A 14,082-nucleotide genomic window follows, 5' to 3' on the forward strand; every position below is an offset into this window, starting at 1 on the left:
GATCCGACGCCATCGGCGGGAAGGGCCCTACGGCCGTTTCCCGCCCTGTGCGCTTCATGCGGACAGATAGGACGAGCGGGTCAGCCCCAGGCGCAGGGCGTCGAGGAAGCGGGCGCGCTCGCGGGTGCCGATCGGCGCCCCGGCGACCTTGTCGCGATAGCAGGTCATCAGCTCCTCGGGCGAGAGGTGCACGTAGCGCAGCATGTCCTCGATGGTGTCGTGGGTCTCGATGCCGGCGTGGTAGATGCTGCCGTCGGCGCGCTGGTAGACGTTCACCGAGTCGGTGTCGCCGAACAGGTTGTGCATGTCGCCGAGGATCTCCTGATAGGCGCCGACCAGAAAGATGCCCAAGAGGTAGTCCTCGCCCTCGCGCAGCTCGTGCACCGGCAGGCTGGTCTCGATGCTCTGCTCGTCGACGTACTGCTTGATCTTGCCGTCGGAATCGCAGGTCAGGTCCTGCAGCACGGCACGGCGCAGCGGCTCCTCGTCGAGCCGGTCCAGCGGCAGGATCGGCAGGATCTGGTCGATGGCCCAGGTGTCCGGCAGGCTCTGGAACACCGAGAAGTTGCAGATGTACTTGTCCGCCAGCTTGTCGTTGAGCTCGTCGATCACCTGGCGGTGCGAGCGCTGGCGCGCCTTCAGCAGGTCGTACAGCCGCCGGCAGAGGGCGTAATAGCACTGCTCGGCCAGGGCCTTCTGCGCCAGGTTGAGCTTGCCCACCGAGTACTGTGCGGAAACCTCGCCGATGTAATGGGTCGCCCGCCAGTAGGTCTCGATGACCATCTCCGGATCGCCGGGGCCGGCGAGCAGGTCGATCAGCACCTGCAGCACCTCCGGATGCTCGGCCTGCGGGTCCAGCTGCGGCGGATCGTCGTCGTGCCGCTCCACGTCGGTGACCTGCACCACCAGCAGCGCATGGTGGGCGGTCAGCGCCCGGCCGCTCTCGGAGAAGATGTGCGGGTGCGGCAGCTCCTGGCGGTCGCAGAACTCCTTGAGCATGTCGACCACGGTGGCGGCGTAGTCGTCCACGTCGTAGTTGACCGAGCTGGCGTTGCGCGAGCGGGTACCGTCGTAGTCGACGCCCAGGCCGCCGCCGACGTCCACGTGGTCCACCGGCAGCCCCAGGGCGCGCAGTTCGCCGTAGTAGCGGATAGCCTCGCGGAAGCCCTTGCGGTAGTCGGCGATGTTGGCGATCTGCGAGCCCATGTGGAAATGCAGCAAGCGGATGCCCTGGTCCAGACCGGCGGCGCGGAAGCGCTCGACCACCGACAGCAGCTGCGCCGCGGACAGGCCGAACTTGGCTTTCTCGCCGCCAGTGTCGGCCCACTTGCTGGAGGTCAGCGAGGACAGCCGCACGCGCAGGCCGACCTGCGGGACGACCTTCAGCTCGGCCGCCTCCTCGATCACCAGCTGCACCTCGGACTCCTTCTCGATGACGATGAAGACGTTGTGCCCGAGCTTCTGCCCGATCAGGGCCAGGTGGATGAACTCGCGGTCCTTGTAGCCGTTGCAGATGATGGTGCCGCCCTTCGGCGCCAGGGCCAGCACGGCCAGCAGCTCGGGTTTCGAGCCGGCTTCCAGGCCGATGGAGACGTTCGGCGTGGCGATGATGCTCTCGATGACCGCTTCCTGCTGGTTGACCTTGATCGGGTACAGCGCGGTGTAGCGGTTGCCGTAGCCGAGACGCGCGATATGGGCATCGAAGGCGCCGGTCAGCTGACGCACGCGGTCCTGCAGGATGTCCGGGAAGCGCACCAGCAGCGGCAGCGACAGGCCGGACTGGCGCAACTGCTCGACCAGCTCGCGCAGGTCGACCGGCCGCTCGGCGCGGCGGTTCGGCAGGGCCTCCACGTGCCCGCGCTCGTTGACCGCGAAATAGCCAGCACCCCAGTGGCGGATGCCGTAGACGGTGCGGCTGTCGGCCACGGTCCACTGGCTGCCATCGTCTTTGCGTGTACGTCGTGGTGCGGACATCGGGCTCTCCTGTGGCTGGATATCAAACCGGATACGGCGCCGCGCCGGGCGGCGGCTAGCCTCCGGACTTCTTCGCCTTGAAACCGCGCTTGCCGAGCTCCTCGACCAGCAGCTCGACGTGCTCGCCCTGGATCTCGATGACGCCGTCCTTGAGCGCGCCGCCGGTGCCGCAGCGGCGCTTGAGGGCGCTGGCCAGCTCCTTCAGCTCGGCCTCGGCCAATGGCACGCCGGTGACGGTGGTCACCGTCTTGCCGCCGCGGCCCTTGGTCTCGCGGCGCACCCGGGCGATGCCGTCGCCGGCGGGTATCGTGTTCTGCTTGCAGACGCACTGGGCCACCGGCTGGCCGCAATCGGGACAGTGGCGACCGGCGTCGGTGGAGTAGACCAGACCGCCGAGGGCGGAAAGGGAAGAGGCTTTCTTGGCCAAGGGAGGCATCCTCGGAAATACGTTCGAACGATGACAATCCAGGGGCGAAATCATTCGCCCCGATTCGCAGGGGACAGGCCGGAGCCTATCCCAGATAACGCCGCAGGGCTTCCAGGGAATCCGGGCAGTAGGGCAACTCGAGCGCCTCGCGCAGCGCCTCGGCAGGGGCGATGAAGCGCGCCTCCAGCACCTCCTCCGGCTGCAGCACCAGTGGGGCGTCGGAGACCGCGGAGAACACCCCGCACCAGAGGCGGTTGTCCGGCTCGTCGAAGAAGAAGCGCCCATGTTCGCGCAGCGCCACCCCGGCGATGCCGAGCTCCTCCTCCAGTTCGCGGGCGGCGGACTCCGGGTAGTCCTCGCCGGCCTGCACCATGCCGCCGGCGGCCACATCCCAGTAGCCGGGATAGATCGCCTTGCTCAGGGTGCGGCGGTGCACGCAGAGCTGCCCGGCGCCGTTGAACAGCAGGATGAAGGTGCCGCGGCCGATCAGCCGGCGCTCGCGCAGCTCGGCGCGGGGCAGCGCGCCGAGCGGGCGGTCCCGCTCGTCGACCCAGGCGACCCGTTCGGCGTCGGAGGCGGCGCGGTGGGCCGCCTCCCGTTCGGCATCGACCATCAGCCCTGGGCCAGCAGCATGCGCAGATCGATGATCGCGGCGTTGGCCCGGGAGATGTAGTTGGCCATCACCAGCGAGTGGTTGGCGAGGATGCCGTAGCCGCTGCCGTTCAGCACCATCGGGCTCCACAGCGGCGCCTGCGCCGCCTCCAGCTCGCGGATGATCTGCCGCACGCTGACGGTGGCGTTCTTCTTCGCCAGCACGTCGGCGAAGTCCACCTCGATGGCGCGCAGCAGGTGCGACAGCGCCCAAGCCTGACCGCGGGCCTCATAGAACACGTTGTCGATCTGCAGCCAGGGGGTTTTGACGATCTCCTCGTTGACCTGCGGGATCAGGCCCTTGCTGGCGGCTTCCTGCGGCGCTATGTCGGTATTCAGGCGCACCCGCCCGACGCTGGCGGAGAGCCGCTGCGACAGCGAGCCGAGACGGGTCGAGACGTCGCCCAGCCAATTGTTGAGGTTGTCGGCGCGGGCGTAGAAAATCGCCTGCGGCTGGGCCGGGTCGCTCAGGCGCGCCAGGTAGCTGTCGAGAAACTTGAGGCCGTCGCGATATTCGGTCTCCGAGGCCGGCAGGGCCCAACTGCGGTTGTCGAAGTTTAAATGCGGCTCGGCCTTGGCCAAATCGGGGTCCTCGGTGGACTGCGACTGGGAGCGGGCGAAGTCCTTGCGCAGCGAACGCGACAGATCGCGCACCTGCACCAGCACGCCGTACTCCCAGCTCGGCATGTTGTCCAGCCAGAGTCCGGGCGGGGCGATGTCGTTGGACAGGTAGCCGCCGGGCTTGTCGAGCAGGGTGCTGGACACCCGCTTCAGGGTGGCGACCGTGGTGTAGCCCGTGACCAGTTGCCGCTGCGCCTGCTCGGCCGCGGCGGCGGCGCTCTGCTGCACCGGGAAAGGCTCCGGCTCCTGGCTCCAGTACCAGCCGAGCAACAGGGTCACCAGCAGGTAGAGGCCGAGCAACAACCCCAGGGAGCGTCCGAGCCAGCGGTTGCCGAAATAACTGCCCACGTCCTCCATGGCGTTGTCGACACGGTCGCGCGTACCGCCTGCGCGTTTCATCCAGTCCAGCATGACTAAATCCTTCCTACGTTCGGAGATTCGGGCGCAATCCGACGGGCCGGTTGCGCGAAACAGGGAGCCTAGCACTATAAGGGATGCGCCGACGCCGTGCAGCGCCGCGACAAAATCGCTTACACCCTCGCCTGCAGTCGGCGGCCGGCTCCGGTATCATGTGAGGATTTGTTGCTTCGAGAAGTTCATGCGACGCCTGTTGATCCTGCTTCTGCTGCTGTTCTCGCTGCCCGCCGCTGCCGGCCTGTTCGACAGCCGCCCGAGCGCCGCCTTCGGCGAGCTGAACAACAGCGGCGACTTCCTGCCGGTGCGTCAGGCCTTCCGCCTGAGCCTGGTGGAAAGCACGCCGGAAGCGGTCCGGCTGCGCTTCGTCGCAGCAGAAGGCTACTACCTCTATCGCCAGCGCTTCCAGTTCCGCGCGGAACCCGCCACGGTCGGGCTCGGCGCGGCGCGTCTGCCGGCCGGCGAGCGCAAGACCGACGAGTTCTTCGGTGAGGTCGAGGTCTACCACGGCATCCTCGACATCGAGCTGCCGCTGGACAATCCCGACCGTCAGCCGTTCACCCTCCAGGTCACCTACCAGGGCTGCGCCGACAAGGGCCTGTGCTACCCGCCGGAGACCGAACGACTGGCGATCGGCGGCCCCCCGGCGGCCGAGCCCCGGGCGGGCATCGTCCCGAGCGCAGCCGCCGCGGATGCCGATAGCGCCGGCGCCTGGAGCTGGCGGGCACTGGCGCTGTTCTTCCTCGCCGGTCTCGGCCTGACCTTCACCCCCTGCGTCCTGCCGATGCTGCCGATCCTCTCCGGGGTGGTGCTGCGCGGCCAGATCGGCGGCGCCCGCGGCCTGATCCTGTCGCTGGCCTATGTCCTGCCGATGGCCGCCTGCTTCGCCCTGCTCGGCGCCCTGATGGGGACGTTCGGCGCCGAGCTGAACCTGCAGGCACGTCTGCAGTCGCCCTGGGTACTGGTGCCCTTCGCCGCCTTCTTCGGGCTGTTCGCCCTGGCCATGTTCGGCGTCTACGAGCTGCGCCTGCCGGCCTTCCTCCGCGCGCCGCTGGACCGCCTGGCCGGCAACACCCGCGGCGGCTCGATCTGGGGCGCCGCGGCGCTCGGCGTGGTTTCCAGCCTGCTGGTGTCGCCCTGCGTCTCCGCGCCGCTGGCCGGCGCCCTGCTCTACATCAGCAGCAGCGGCGACGCCCTGGGCGGCGGCCTCAAGCTGTTCGTCCTCGGCCTCGGTATGGGTGCCCCGCTGGTGCTGTTCGCCACCGGCGGTGGTGCCCTGCTGCCCAAGAGCGGCCCGTGGATGGTCGCGGTACGCAACGCCTTCGGCGTGCTGCTGCTGGCGGTCGCCGTGTGGATGCTCGAACGCGTGCTGCCCGGCCCGCTGGCCCTGGCCCTGTGGGGGCTGCTGGCGGCCGGCGTGGCGCTGTTCCTCGGCGCCCTCGAATTCACCGCCAAGAGCCACCGGCAGAAGCTCGGTCAGTTATTCGGCCTCCTGCTGCTGGTCTACGCCCTGGCCAGTTGGACCGGCGCCCTGCGCGGCGAATCCGACCCGCTGCGCCCGCTCGGCACGCCCGCGCCGCTCGGTGCCACCGCCGCTCAGCCGGCCGGTGCCTGGCAGACCGTCGACAGCCCGGCCGCGCTGGATGCCGTCCTGCAGGAGGCCAGGGCGGCCGGACAGCCGCTGCTGCTCGACTGGTACGCCGACTGGTGCATCAGCTGCAAGGTGATCGAGCGCGAGGTGTTCTCCGCCGCGGAAGTCGCCGCCCGCCTCGGCGACTTCCGGCTGGTCCGCTTCGACATCACCGCCAGCACCCCCGCGCAGCGCACCCTGCTTGATCGCTACCAGCTGTTCGGCCCGCCGGCGATCCAGTTCTTCGCTGCCGACGGCCAGGAGCAGAAAAACCTGCGGGTGGTGGGGGAGATCGATGCGACCGCCTTCGCAAAACGCCTTCAGGAAAGTCTTTCCCGGCGTTTATCCGACGGAAATAACCAGAAATAGCGGGCAAAATGCGGACATTTACAGCTAAAATGCCAATCAGCAGCAGGCAGTCGCTCGCAGCCCGCCAGCGGGCGGGTCGCGCAGAGAGCGCCTGCGACGCAGCTTTTCAGTAACAAGGGAGATCATCACCGACATGGCGACCCTACTGGTGCTCCATGGGCCCAACCTCAACCTGCTGGGGACCCGCGAGCCCGGCGTCTACGGCGCCACCACCCTCGCCCAGATCAACCAGGATCTCGAGCAGCGCGCCCGCGAAGCCGGCCATCGCCTGTTCCATCTGCAGAGCAATGCCGAACACGAGCTGATCGAGCGGATCCACGCCGCGCGCAACGAGGGAGTGGATTACATCATCATCAATCCGGCGGCTTTCACCCACACAAGTGTAGCCCTACGTGACGCATTGCTGGCGGTGAGCATCCCATTCACCGAAGTGCACCTGTCCAACGTGCACAAGCGCGAACCGTTCCGCCATCACTCCTACTTCTCCGATGTCGCCGTGGGAGTGATTTGCGGCCTGGGCGCCATCGGTTACCGGCTGGCCCTGGAAGCCGCCCTCGAACACCTAGAACGACCCTGATTTTCAACTGGGAGCATTCCTGAATGGATATCCGCAAAGTCAAGAAACTGATCGAACTGCTGGAAGAGTCCGGCATCGACGAGCTGGAAATTCGCGAAGGCGAAGAATCGGTACGCATCAGCCGCAACAGCAAGGCCATCGCCCAACCGATCTACGCCGCCGCCCCGGCCCCGCTCGCCGCCGCCGCCCCGGCGCTCGCCGCCGCTCCGGCCGCTTTCGCCGAAGCCGCAGCTCCAGCCGCTCCGCAGCTGAACGGCCACGTGGTGCGTTCGCCGATGGTCGGCACCTTCTACCGCTCGCCATCGCCGACGGCCAAGGTCTTCGTCGAAGTCGGCCAGAGCGTGAAGAAGGGCGACACCCTCTGCATCGTCGAAGCCATGAAGATGATGAACCACATCGAAGCCGAGACCAGCGGCGTCATCGAATCCATCCTGGTGGAGAACGGGCAGCCGGTAGAATACGACCAGCCGCTGTTCACCATCGTTTGAACCGCGGAGAACCTGCGATGTTGGAAAAAGTCCTGATCGCCAATCGCGGCGAGATCGCCCTGCGTATCCTGCGTGCCTGCAAGGAGCTGGGCATCAAGACGGTGGCTGTGTATTCGACGGCGGACCGCGACCTGATGCACCTGGGCCTCGCCGACGAGAGCGTGTGCATCGGCCCGGCTCCGGCGGCCAAATCCTACCTGCACATCCCGGCCATCATCGCCGCCGCCGAAGTGACCGGCGCGACCGGGATCCATCCGGGCTACGGCTTCCTCGCCGAGAACGCCGACTTCGCCGAGCAGGTGGAGAAATCCGGCTTCGCCTTCATCGGCCCGACCGCCGACGTGATCCGCCTGATGGGCGACAAGGTTTCGGCCAAGCACGCCATGAAGCAGGCCGGCGTGCCCACCGTGCCCGGTTCCGACGGTCCGCTGCCGGAAAACGAGGAAGAGGCCCTAGCCATCGCCCGCGACGTCGGCTATCCGGTGATCATCAAGGCCGCCGGCGGCGGCGGCGGTCGCGGCATGCGCGTGGTGCACAAGGAAGAGGACCTGATCAAGTCGGCGCGACTGACCCGCACCGAGGCCGAAGCGGCCTTCGGCAACGGCATGGTCTACCTGGAGAAGTTCCTGGTGAACCCGCGCCACGTGGAGGTACAGGTACTGTCCGACGGACAGGGCAACGCCATCCACCTGGGCGACCGCGACTGCTCGCTGCAGCGCCGTCACCAGAAGGTGCTGGAAGAGGCCCCGGCGCCGCACATCGACGAAAAGGCCCGCGCCGAGGTGCTGGACCGCTGCGTGCGCGCCTGCATCGAGATCGGCTACCGCGGCGCCGGCACCTTCGAGTTCCTCTATGAAGACGGCAACTTCTACTTCATCGAGATGAACACCCGCGTGCAGGTCGAACACCCGGTCACCGAGATGGTCACCGGCATCGACATCGTCAAGGAGATGCTGCGCATCGCCGGCGGCGAGAAGCTGTCCATCCGCCAGGAGGACGTGGTGATCCGCGGCCACGCGCTGGAATGCCGGGTCAACGCCGAGGACCCGGAGACCTTCATGCCCAGCCCCGGCCGGGTCAAGCACTTCCACGCCCCGGGCGGCAACGGCATCCGCGTCGACTCGCACCTGTACAGCGGCTATGCGGTACCGCCGAACTACGACTCGCTGATCGGCAAGCTGATCGCCTACGGCAAGGATCGCGACGAGGCCATGGCGCGCATGCGCAACGCCCTCGACGAGATCGTGGTCGACGGTATCAAGACCAACGTGCCGCTGCACCGCGATCTGGTCCGCGACGCGAGCTTCTGCAAGGGCGGCGTCAACATCCACTATCTGGAGCACAAGCTGGCCGACAAGTAAGCCTGCCCAGCGGTGGATAATGACGGGCCGCCATCCCAGCGATGCGCGGCCCGTTCCGTTTCCAGTCAGCCGATTTTCCGCCCCGCTGCAGCGGGGCCCGCTCTGCCATGAGGTATGCCATGCCCTGGTTACAAGTCCGTCTCGCCATCACCCCGGAACAGGCCCAGACCTACGAGGACGCCCTGCTCGACGTGGGCGCCGTCTCGGTGACCTTCATGGATGCCGAGGACCAGCCGATCTTCGAGCCCGATCTCGGCACCACTCCGCTCTGGTCGCACACCCATCTGCTCGCCCTGTTCGAGGCGGACGTGGACCCCGCCCCCCTCCTCGCCCACCTGGAACTGCTGACCGGCGCCGCGCTACCGGAGCACCAGATCGAGCGCATCGAGGACCAGGACTGGGAACGCAGCTGGATGGATAACTTCCAGCCGATGCGCTTCGGCCGCCGCCTGTGGATAGTGCCGAGCTGGCACGAGGCGCCGCAGCCGGAGGCGGTCAACCTGCTGCTCGATCCGGGCCTGGCCTTCGGCACCGGCACCCACCCGACTACCGCCCTGTGCCTGGAGTGGCTCGATGCCCAGGACCTGGCCGGCTGCACGGTGCTGGACTTCGGCTGCGGCTCCGGCATCCTGGCCATCGCCGCGCTGCTGCTCGGTGCCGAGCGGGCGATCGGCACCGACATCGACCCACAGGCCCTGGAGGCCTCCCGCGACAACGCCGGCCGCAACGGCATCGCCCCCGAGCGCTTCCCGCTCTACCTGCCCGAGCAACTGCCGCAGCAGCAGGCCGACGTGGTGGTGGCGAACATCCTCGCCGGCCCGCTGGTGCAACTGGCGCCGCGGATCACCTCGCTGGTCAAGCCGGGCGGCCGCCTGGCGCTGTCCGGCATCCTCGCCGAACAGGCCGAGGAGGTGCGCACTGCCTACGCCGACGCCTTCGAGCTCGAGCCGACCGCGGAAAAGGACGGCTGGGTGAGGATCGGCGGCGTGCGCCGCTGATTCGCGCGGAGCCGGCGCCCCTGCCGCTCCTCCCGGGCCTGGGTTAGACTAGCGCCCCCAGCTCCCTATCGCAGAGCGCCGGCAGTGGATGGCCGGCGCCCGAAGTGCCGGCCATCGGATCAACGCATGACAGACACCTTCGTCACCCAGTGCCCCCATTGCCAGACCCGCTTCCGGGTCAATCGACCGCAGCTGGACGCGGCGCGCGGCATGGCGCGTTGCGGCACCTGCCTGCAGGTGTTCAATGCCGCGCAGAACCTGCTCACGTCTGCGGCCATGAAGGAAGCGGCCCCCGCCGTCGCGCGTGCACCGGCGACCGAGCCCGCGCCGACCGACAAGCCGGCGGCTGCCAGTCAGCAGCCGCAGCCCGGGCTGTGGTCGCACGACGACCTCGACCTGGCCGATCTGGATCTGGACAACCTCGACCTCGACGCCGAACTGGCCAAGCTGGAAGCCCTGGAGCGCCAGCAGCAGCTCGAGCGCTCGGCCGCCGCGGCCGAGCCGGCGCCCGCCCCGGCTGCGCGGACCAGGGACGAGGAACCCAGAATCACCACGCTCCGTCCGACCAAGCCGGCCGCCGCCCCCCCTCCCGAGCACGAGGAGCCGGCGCCGCCACCGACCAGCTCGCTGCTGATCACGCCGAGCGGCAAGGGCGAGCGCAGCGAGCCCACGCTGTCCCTGGATCGCCTGATCGTCGAGGAGGACGAGCACGACGACCGACTGGTGGCGGAGCCGGATCTGGACGAAGAGCCGATCGCCAGCCCCGAGCGAACCGGGCGCAAGCAACCGGAGCAGCCGGCGGAGGCCCTCTTCGAACTGGACGAGGAGCCCCTGCAGCTGGACTGGCAGAAGCCGCGCAAGCCCTGGGGCCGCTGGCTCGGCTGGGGACTGCTGAACCTGCTGGCCGCCGCTGCCCTGGCTGGCCAGTACGTCTGGTACCACTTCGACGAACTGGCTCGGCAGGAGGACTATCGGCCCTGGTTCGAAGAGCTCTGCCCGATGCTGGGCTGCAGCCTGCCGCCCAGGGTCGACATCGGCCAGATCAAGAGCAGCAATCTGGTTGTGCGCAAGCATCCGGAATTCAGCGGCGCCCTGGTGGTCGACGCGATCATCTACAACCGTGCGTCCTTCGCCCAGCCGTTCCCCCTGCTCGAACTGCGCTTCACCGACCTGAGCGGACTGGTGGTTGCCAGCCGGCGCTTCAAACCGGGTGAATACCTCGGCGGGGAGCTGGCCGGACAGGAGCAGATGCCGCCGCAGACCCCCATCCACATCGCCCTGGAAATCCTCGACCCGGGGCCCCAGGCGGTGAATTACAGCCTAAGCTTCCATTCTCCGGAATGAGCCTCCGGCGCTCGCCGGCGGGCGCCCGCCCGCCCCGGCGCCCGGCCGGCGATTGTTCATAATTTGTGCAAAACTGCTTTTAACCGTTCATGGGGAGCGGGTATCATGCCCACCCTTTTTTGAGTCCCCGATCGACCTGAATCCAGTCTCCAACAGGGAAGACCTATGTCGATGGTACGCATCGGCCCCTACACATTACCGAACCGGTTGGTCCTCGCCCCCATGGCGGGGGTCACCGACCGTCCGTTCCGCGCCCTCTGCCGCCGTCTCGGCGCCGGCCTGGTGGTGTCGGAGATGGTCACCAGCGATACCCGCCTGTGGCACAGCCGCAAGTCGCGCCTGCGCCTGCTGCACGCGGACGATCCGGAGCCGCGCTCGGTGCAGATCGCCGGCGGCGATCCGCGGATGCTCGCCGAGGCGGCCCGCTGCAACGTGGAACTGGGGGCGCAGATCATCGACATCAACATGGGCTGCCCGGCGAAGAAAGTCTGCAACAAGGCCGCCGGATCGGCGCTGATGCGCGACGAGGCGCTGGTCGCGGAGATTCTCGAAGCGGTGGTCAAGGCAGTTGAGGTGCCGGTGACCCTGAAGATCCGCACCGGCTGGGACCACGCCAACCGCAACGGCCTGCGCATCGCCAGGATCGCCGAGGACGCCGGCATCGCCGCCCTGGCGGTGCACGGCCGGACGCGCGCCGACCTGTACCAGGGGCAGGCCGAATACGACACCATCGCCGCGATCAAGCAGGCCCTGACGATTCCGGTGTTCGCCAACGGCGACATCGACTCGCCGGAGAAGGCCCGCCAGGTGCTCGACGCCACGGGCGCCGACGGCCTGCTGATCGGTCGCGCGGCCCAGGGAAGGCCATGGATCTTCCGCGAGATTGAGCACTACCTGAATACCGGCAAGCGACTGCCGGCGCCGTCACTGGAGGAAAGGGAACGCATCCTGCTGGAGCACCTGACCGCACTGCACCTCTTTTACGGGGAAGAAATGGGTATCCGCATCGCCCGCAAGCACGTCGGCTGGTATCTGGCAAGCCTGCCGGGCGCCAGGGAGTTTCGCGCCCACTTCAATCGTTTGGATACCACGGACGCGCAAAGCGCCCACGTTCGACAGTTCTTCGCCGAACGGCACGACGAGGTGGAAGGAGTGGCCGCATGACGACGATGACCGAGAATTTAGTAAGTGGAACAACGCCCGTGAGCGACAACGTCAACCTGAAACAGCACCTGAACACGCCGAGCGCCGAGGGCCACACCCTGCGCGACAGCGTGGAGAAGGCGCTGCACAACTATTTCGCCCATCTCGAAGGCGCATCCGTCACGGATGTCTACAATCTGGTGCTTTCCGAAGTGGAGGCACCGCTGCTGGAAACCGTGATGCACTACGTCAAGGGGAACCAGACCAAGGCATCCGAGCTGCTCGGTCTGAATCGCGGCACCCTGCGCAAGAAACTGAAGCAGTACGACCTTCTTTGAAAAAGCGGTGCCCGGCCGCGTGCGCACCCCGCCCGCGATCTGACGCCTGCAGCCTGTAGCCCTTAGGACTGTGTTTATGACCGACCAAACCACCCGCCTCCCCGTCCGCCGCGCGCTGATCAGCGTGTCCGACAAGACCGGCGTCGTCGACTTCGCCCGCGAACTCGCCGCCCTCGGCGTCGAGATCCTCTCCACCGGCGGCACCTTCAAGCTGCTGCGCGAAAACGGCGTGAACGCCGTGGAAGTGGCCGACTACACCGGTTTCCCGGAAATGATGGACGGCCGGGTGAAGACCCTGCATCCGAAGATCCACGGCGGCATCCTCGGCCGTCGCGACAAGGATGGCGCGGTCATGGCCGAACACGGCATCCAGCCGATCGACCTGGTGGCGGTCAACCTCTACCCGTTCGCCGCCACCGTGGCCAAGCCGGACTGCACCCTGGCCGACGCCATCGAGAACATCGACATCGGCGGCCCGACCATGGTCCGCAGCGCGGCGAAGAACCACAAGGACGTGGCCATCGTGGTCAACGCCTCCGACTACGCCGGCGTGGTCGAGTCCCTGAAGAACGGCGGCCTGACCTACGCCCAGCGCTTCGACCTGGCGCTCAAGGCCTTTGAGCACACCGCCACCTACGACGGCATGATCGCCAACTACCTGGGCACCATCGACCAGGCGGCCGAGACCCTGTCCACCGAAGGCCGCAGCGAGTTCCCGCGCACCTTCAACAGCCAGTTCATCAAGGCGCAGGACATGCGCTACGGCGAGAACCCGCACCAGAAGGCGGCCTTCTACGTCGAGGCCAACCCGCTGGAGGCCAGCGTCGCCACCGCCAAGCAGCTGCAGGGCAAGGAGCTGTCCTACAACAACGTGGCCGACACCGACGCCGCGCTGGAATGCGTGAAGAGCTTCGTCAAGCCGGCCTGCGTGATCGTCAAGCACGCCAACCCGTGCGGCGTGGCCGTGGTGCCGGAGAACGAAGGCGGCATCCGCAAGGCTTACGACCTGGCCTACGCCACCGACAGCGAATCCGCCTTCGGCGGCATCATCGCCTTCAACCGCGAGCTGGACTTTGATACCGCCAAGGCCATCGTCGAGCGCCAGTTCGTCGAGGTGATCATCGCCCCGTCCGTCAGCGCCGAGGCCCGCGAAGTGGTCGCCGCCAAGGCCAACGTGCGCCTGCTCGAGTGCGGCCAGTGGCCGGCCGAGCGCGTCAATGGTCTGGACTACAAGCGCGTCAACGGCGGCCTGCTGGTGCAGAGCCGCGACATCGGCATGATCACCGAGGCCGACCTCAAGGTGGTGACCAAGCGCGCACCGACCGAGCAGGAAATCCACGACCTGATCTTCGCCTGGAAAGTGGCCAAGTTCGTCAAATCCAACGCCATCGTCTACGCCAAGAACCGCCAGACCGTCGGCGTCGGCGCCGGGCAGATGAGTCGGGTCAACTCCGCGCGCATCGCCGCGATCAAGGCCGAACACGCCGGCCTGTCGGTGCCGGGCGCGGTGATGGCGAGCGACGCCTTCTTCCCGTTCCGCGACGGCATCGACAACGCGGCCAAGGCCGGCATCACCGCGGTGATCCAGCCGGGCGGCTCGCTGCGCGACAACGAGGTGATCGCCGCGGCCGACGAGGCCGGCATGGCGATGGTCTTCACCGGCATGCGCCACTTCCGTCATTGATCGACCGGACGGTGGATGTCTGCGGCCATCCACCCTACGCAACACGCCAGACATCGTAGGGTG

General features: G+C 67.6%; 13 protein-coding genes. 9 read left to right on the forward strand and 4 right to left on the reverse strand.

Annotated features, from left to right (window positions below; translation table 11 throughout):
* Positions 1 to 54: 54 nt before the first annotated feature.
* The 4 genes from speA to ACFOJE_RS06500 form a co-directional block, all read right to left on the reverse strand.
* Positions 55 to 1,974, reverse strand: a complete 1,920-nt coding sequence (gene speA / locus ACFOJE_RS06485) for an arginine decarboxylase (protein WP_377813472.1) — start codon at positions 1,972 to 1,974, stop codon at positions 55 to 57.
* 55 nt (positions 1,975 to 2,029) lie between these two features.
* Positions 2,030 to 2,401, reverse strand: coding sequence for a translation initiation factor Sui1 (locus ACFOJE_RS06490; protein ID WP_377813473.1), 372 nt, complete (start codon positions 2,399 to 2,401; stop codon positions 2,030 to 2,032).
* A gap of 85 nt (positions 2,402 to 2,486) precedes the next feature.
* Positions 2,487 to 3,014 carry an NUDIX hydrolase gene (locus ACFOJE_RS06495; RefSeq protein ID WP_377813474.1) on the reverse strand — a complete coding sequence of 176 codons (528 nt, stop codon included), beginning with the start codon at positions 3,012 to 3,014 and terminating at the stop codon, positions 2,487 to 2,489.
* The gene (locus ACFOJE_RS06500; protein WP_377813475.1) at positions 3,014 to 4,084 is read right to left on the reverse strand and encodes a DUF2333 family protein; all 1,071 of its coding nucleotides are present in this window, start codon (positions 4,082 to 4,084) and stop codon (positions 3,014 to 3,016) included. Before ACFOJE_RS06500 ends, ACFOJE_RS06495 begins: the two co-directional genes overlap by 1 nt.
* 187 nt (positions 4,085 to 4,271) lie before the next feature.
* Here ACFOJE_RS06500 and ACFOJE_RS06505 point away from each other — a divergent pair, with 187 nt between their 5' ends.
* The 9 genes from ACFOJE_RS06505 (at position 4,272) to purH (ending at position 14,019) form a co-directional block, all read left to right on the forward strand.
* Entirely contained in the window at positions 4,272 to 6,086 is a 1,815-nt protein-coding gene (locus tag ACFOJE_RS06505; RefSeq protein ID WP_377813476.1) for a protein-disulfide reductase DsbD, read from the forward strand.
* 133 nt (positions 6,087 to 6,219) lie between these two features.
* Positions 6,220 to 6,663, forward strand: a complete 444-nt coding sequence (gene aroQ, locus ACFOJE_RS06510) for a type II 3-dehydroquinate dehydratase (RefSeq protein WP_377813477.1) — start codon at positions 6,220 to 6,222, stop codon at positions 6,661 to 6,663.
* Between the two features lie 23 nt (positions 6,664 to 6,686).
* Positions 6,687 to 7,151, forward strand: coding sequence for an acetyl-CoA carboxylase biotin carboxyl carrier protein (gene accB / locus ACFOJE_RS06515; RefSeq protein ID WP_377813478.1), 465 nt, complete (start codon positions 6,687 to 6,689; stop codon positions 7,149 to 7,151).
* A 17-nt stretch (positions 7,152 to 7,168) separates the two neighbouring features.
* Positions 7,169 to 8,512, forward strand: coding sequence for an acetyl-CoA carboxylase biotin carboxylase subunit (accC, locus tag ACFOJE_RS06520; protein WP_377813479.1), 1,344 nt, complete (start codon positions 7,169 to 7,171; stop codon positions 8,510 to 8,512).
* 119 nt (positions 8,513 to 8,631) lie between these two features.
* Positions 8,632 to 9,510 (forward strand): 50S ribosomal protein L11 methyltransferase, encoded by an 879-nt coding sequence (gene prmA, locus ACFOJE_RS06525; RefSeq protein WP_377813480.1) that lies wholly within the window; start codon positions 8,632 to 8,634, stop codon positions 9,508 to 9,510.
* A gap of 126 nt (positions 9,511 to 9,636) precedes the next feature.
* Entirely contained in the window at positions 9,637 to 10,854 is a 1,218-nt protein-coding gene (locus ACFOJE_RS06530) for a DUF3426 domain-containing protein (protein WP_377813481.1), read from the forward strand.
* Positions 10,855 to 11,019: 165 nt separating this feature from the next.
* Positions 11,020 to 12,018, forward strand: a complete 999-nt coding sequence (gene dusB / locus ACFOJE_RS06535; protein ID WP_377813482.1) for a tRNA dihydrouridine synthase DusB — start codon at positions 11,020 to 11,022, stop codon at positions 12,016 to 12,018.
* Complete coding sequence (gene fis / locus ACFOJE_RS06540; RefSeq protein WP_377813483.1) at positions 12,015 to 12,335, forward strand: DNA-binding transcriptional regulator Fis; 321 nt, start codon at positions 12,015 to 12,017, stop codon at positions 12,333 to 12,335. Before dusB ends, fis begins: the two co-directional genes overlap by 4 nt.
* Before the next feature lie 76 nt (positions 12,336 to 12,411).
* A complete protein-coding gene (gene purH / locus ACFOJE_RS06545) occupies positions 12,412 to 14,019 on the forward strand; it encodes a bifunctional phosphoribosylaminoimidazolecarboxamide formyltransferase/IMP cyclohydrolase (RefSeq protein ID WP_377813484.1) in 1,608 nt (535 codons plus the stop codon).
* The last annotated feature ends 63 nt before the right edge of the window (positions 14,020 to 14,082 follow it).

Origin of the sequence: Azotobacter bryophylli (assembly GCF_042643485.1) — a bacterium.
GTDB classification, from domain to species: Bacteria; Pseudomonadota; Gammaproteobacteria; order Pseudomonadales; family Pseudomonadaceae; genus Azotobacter; species Azotobacter bryophylli.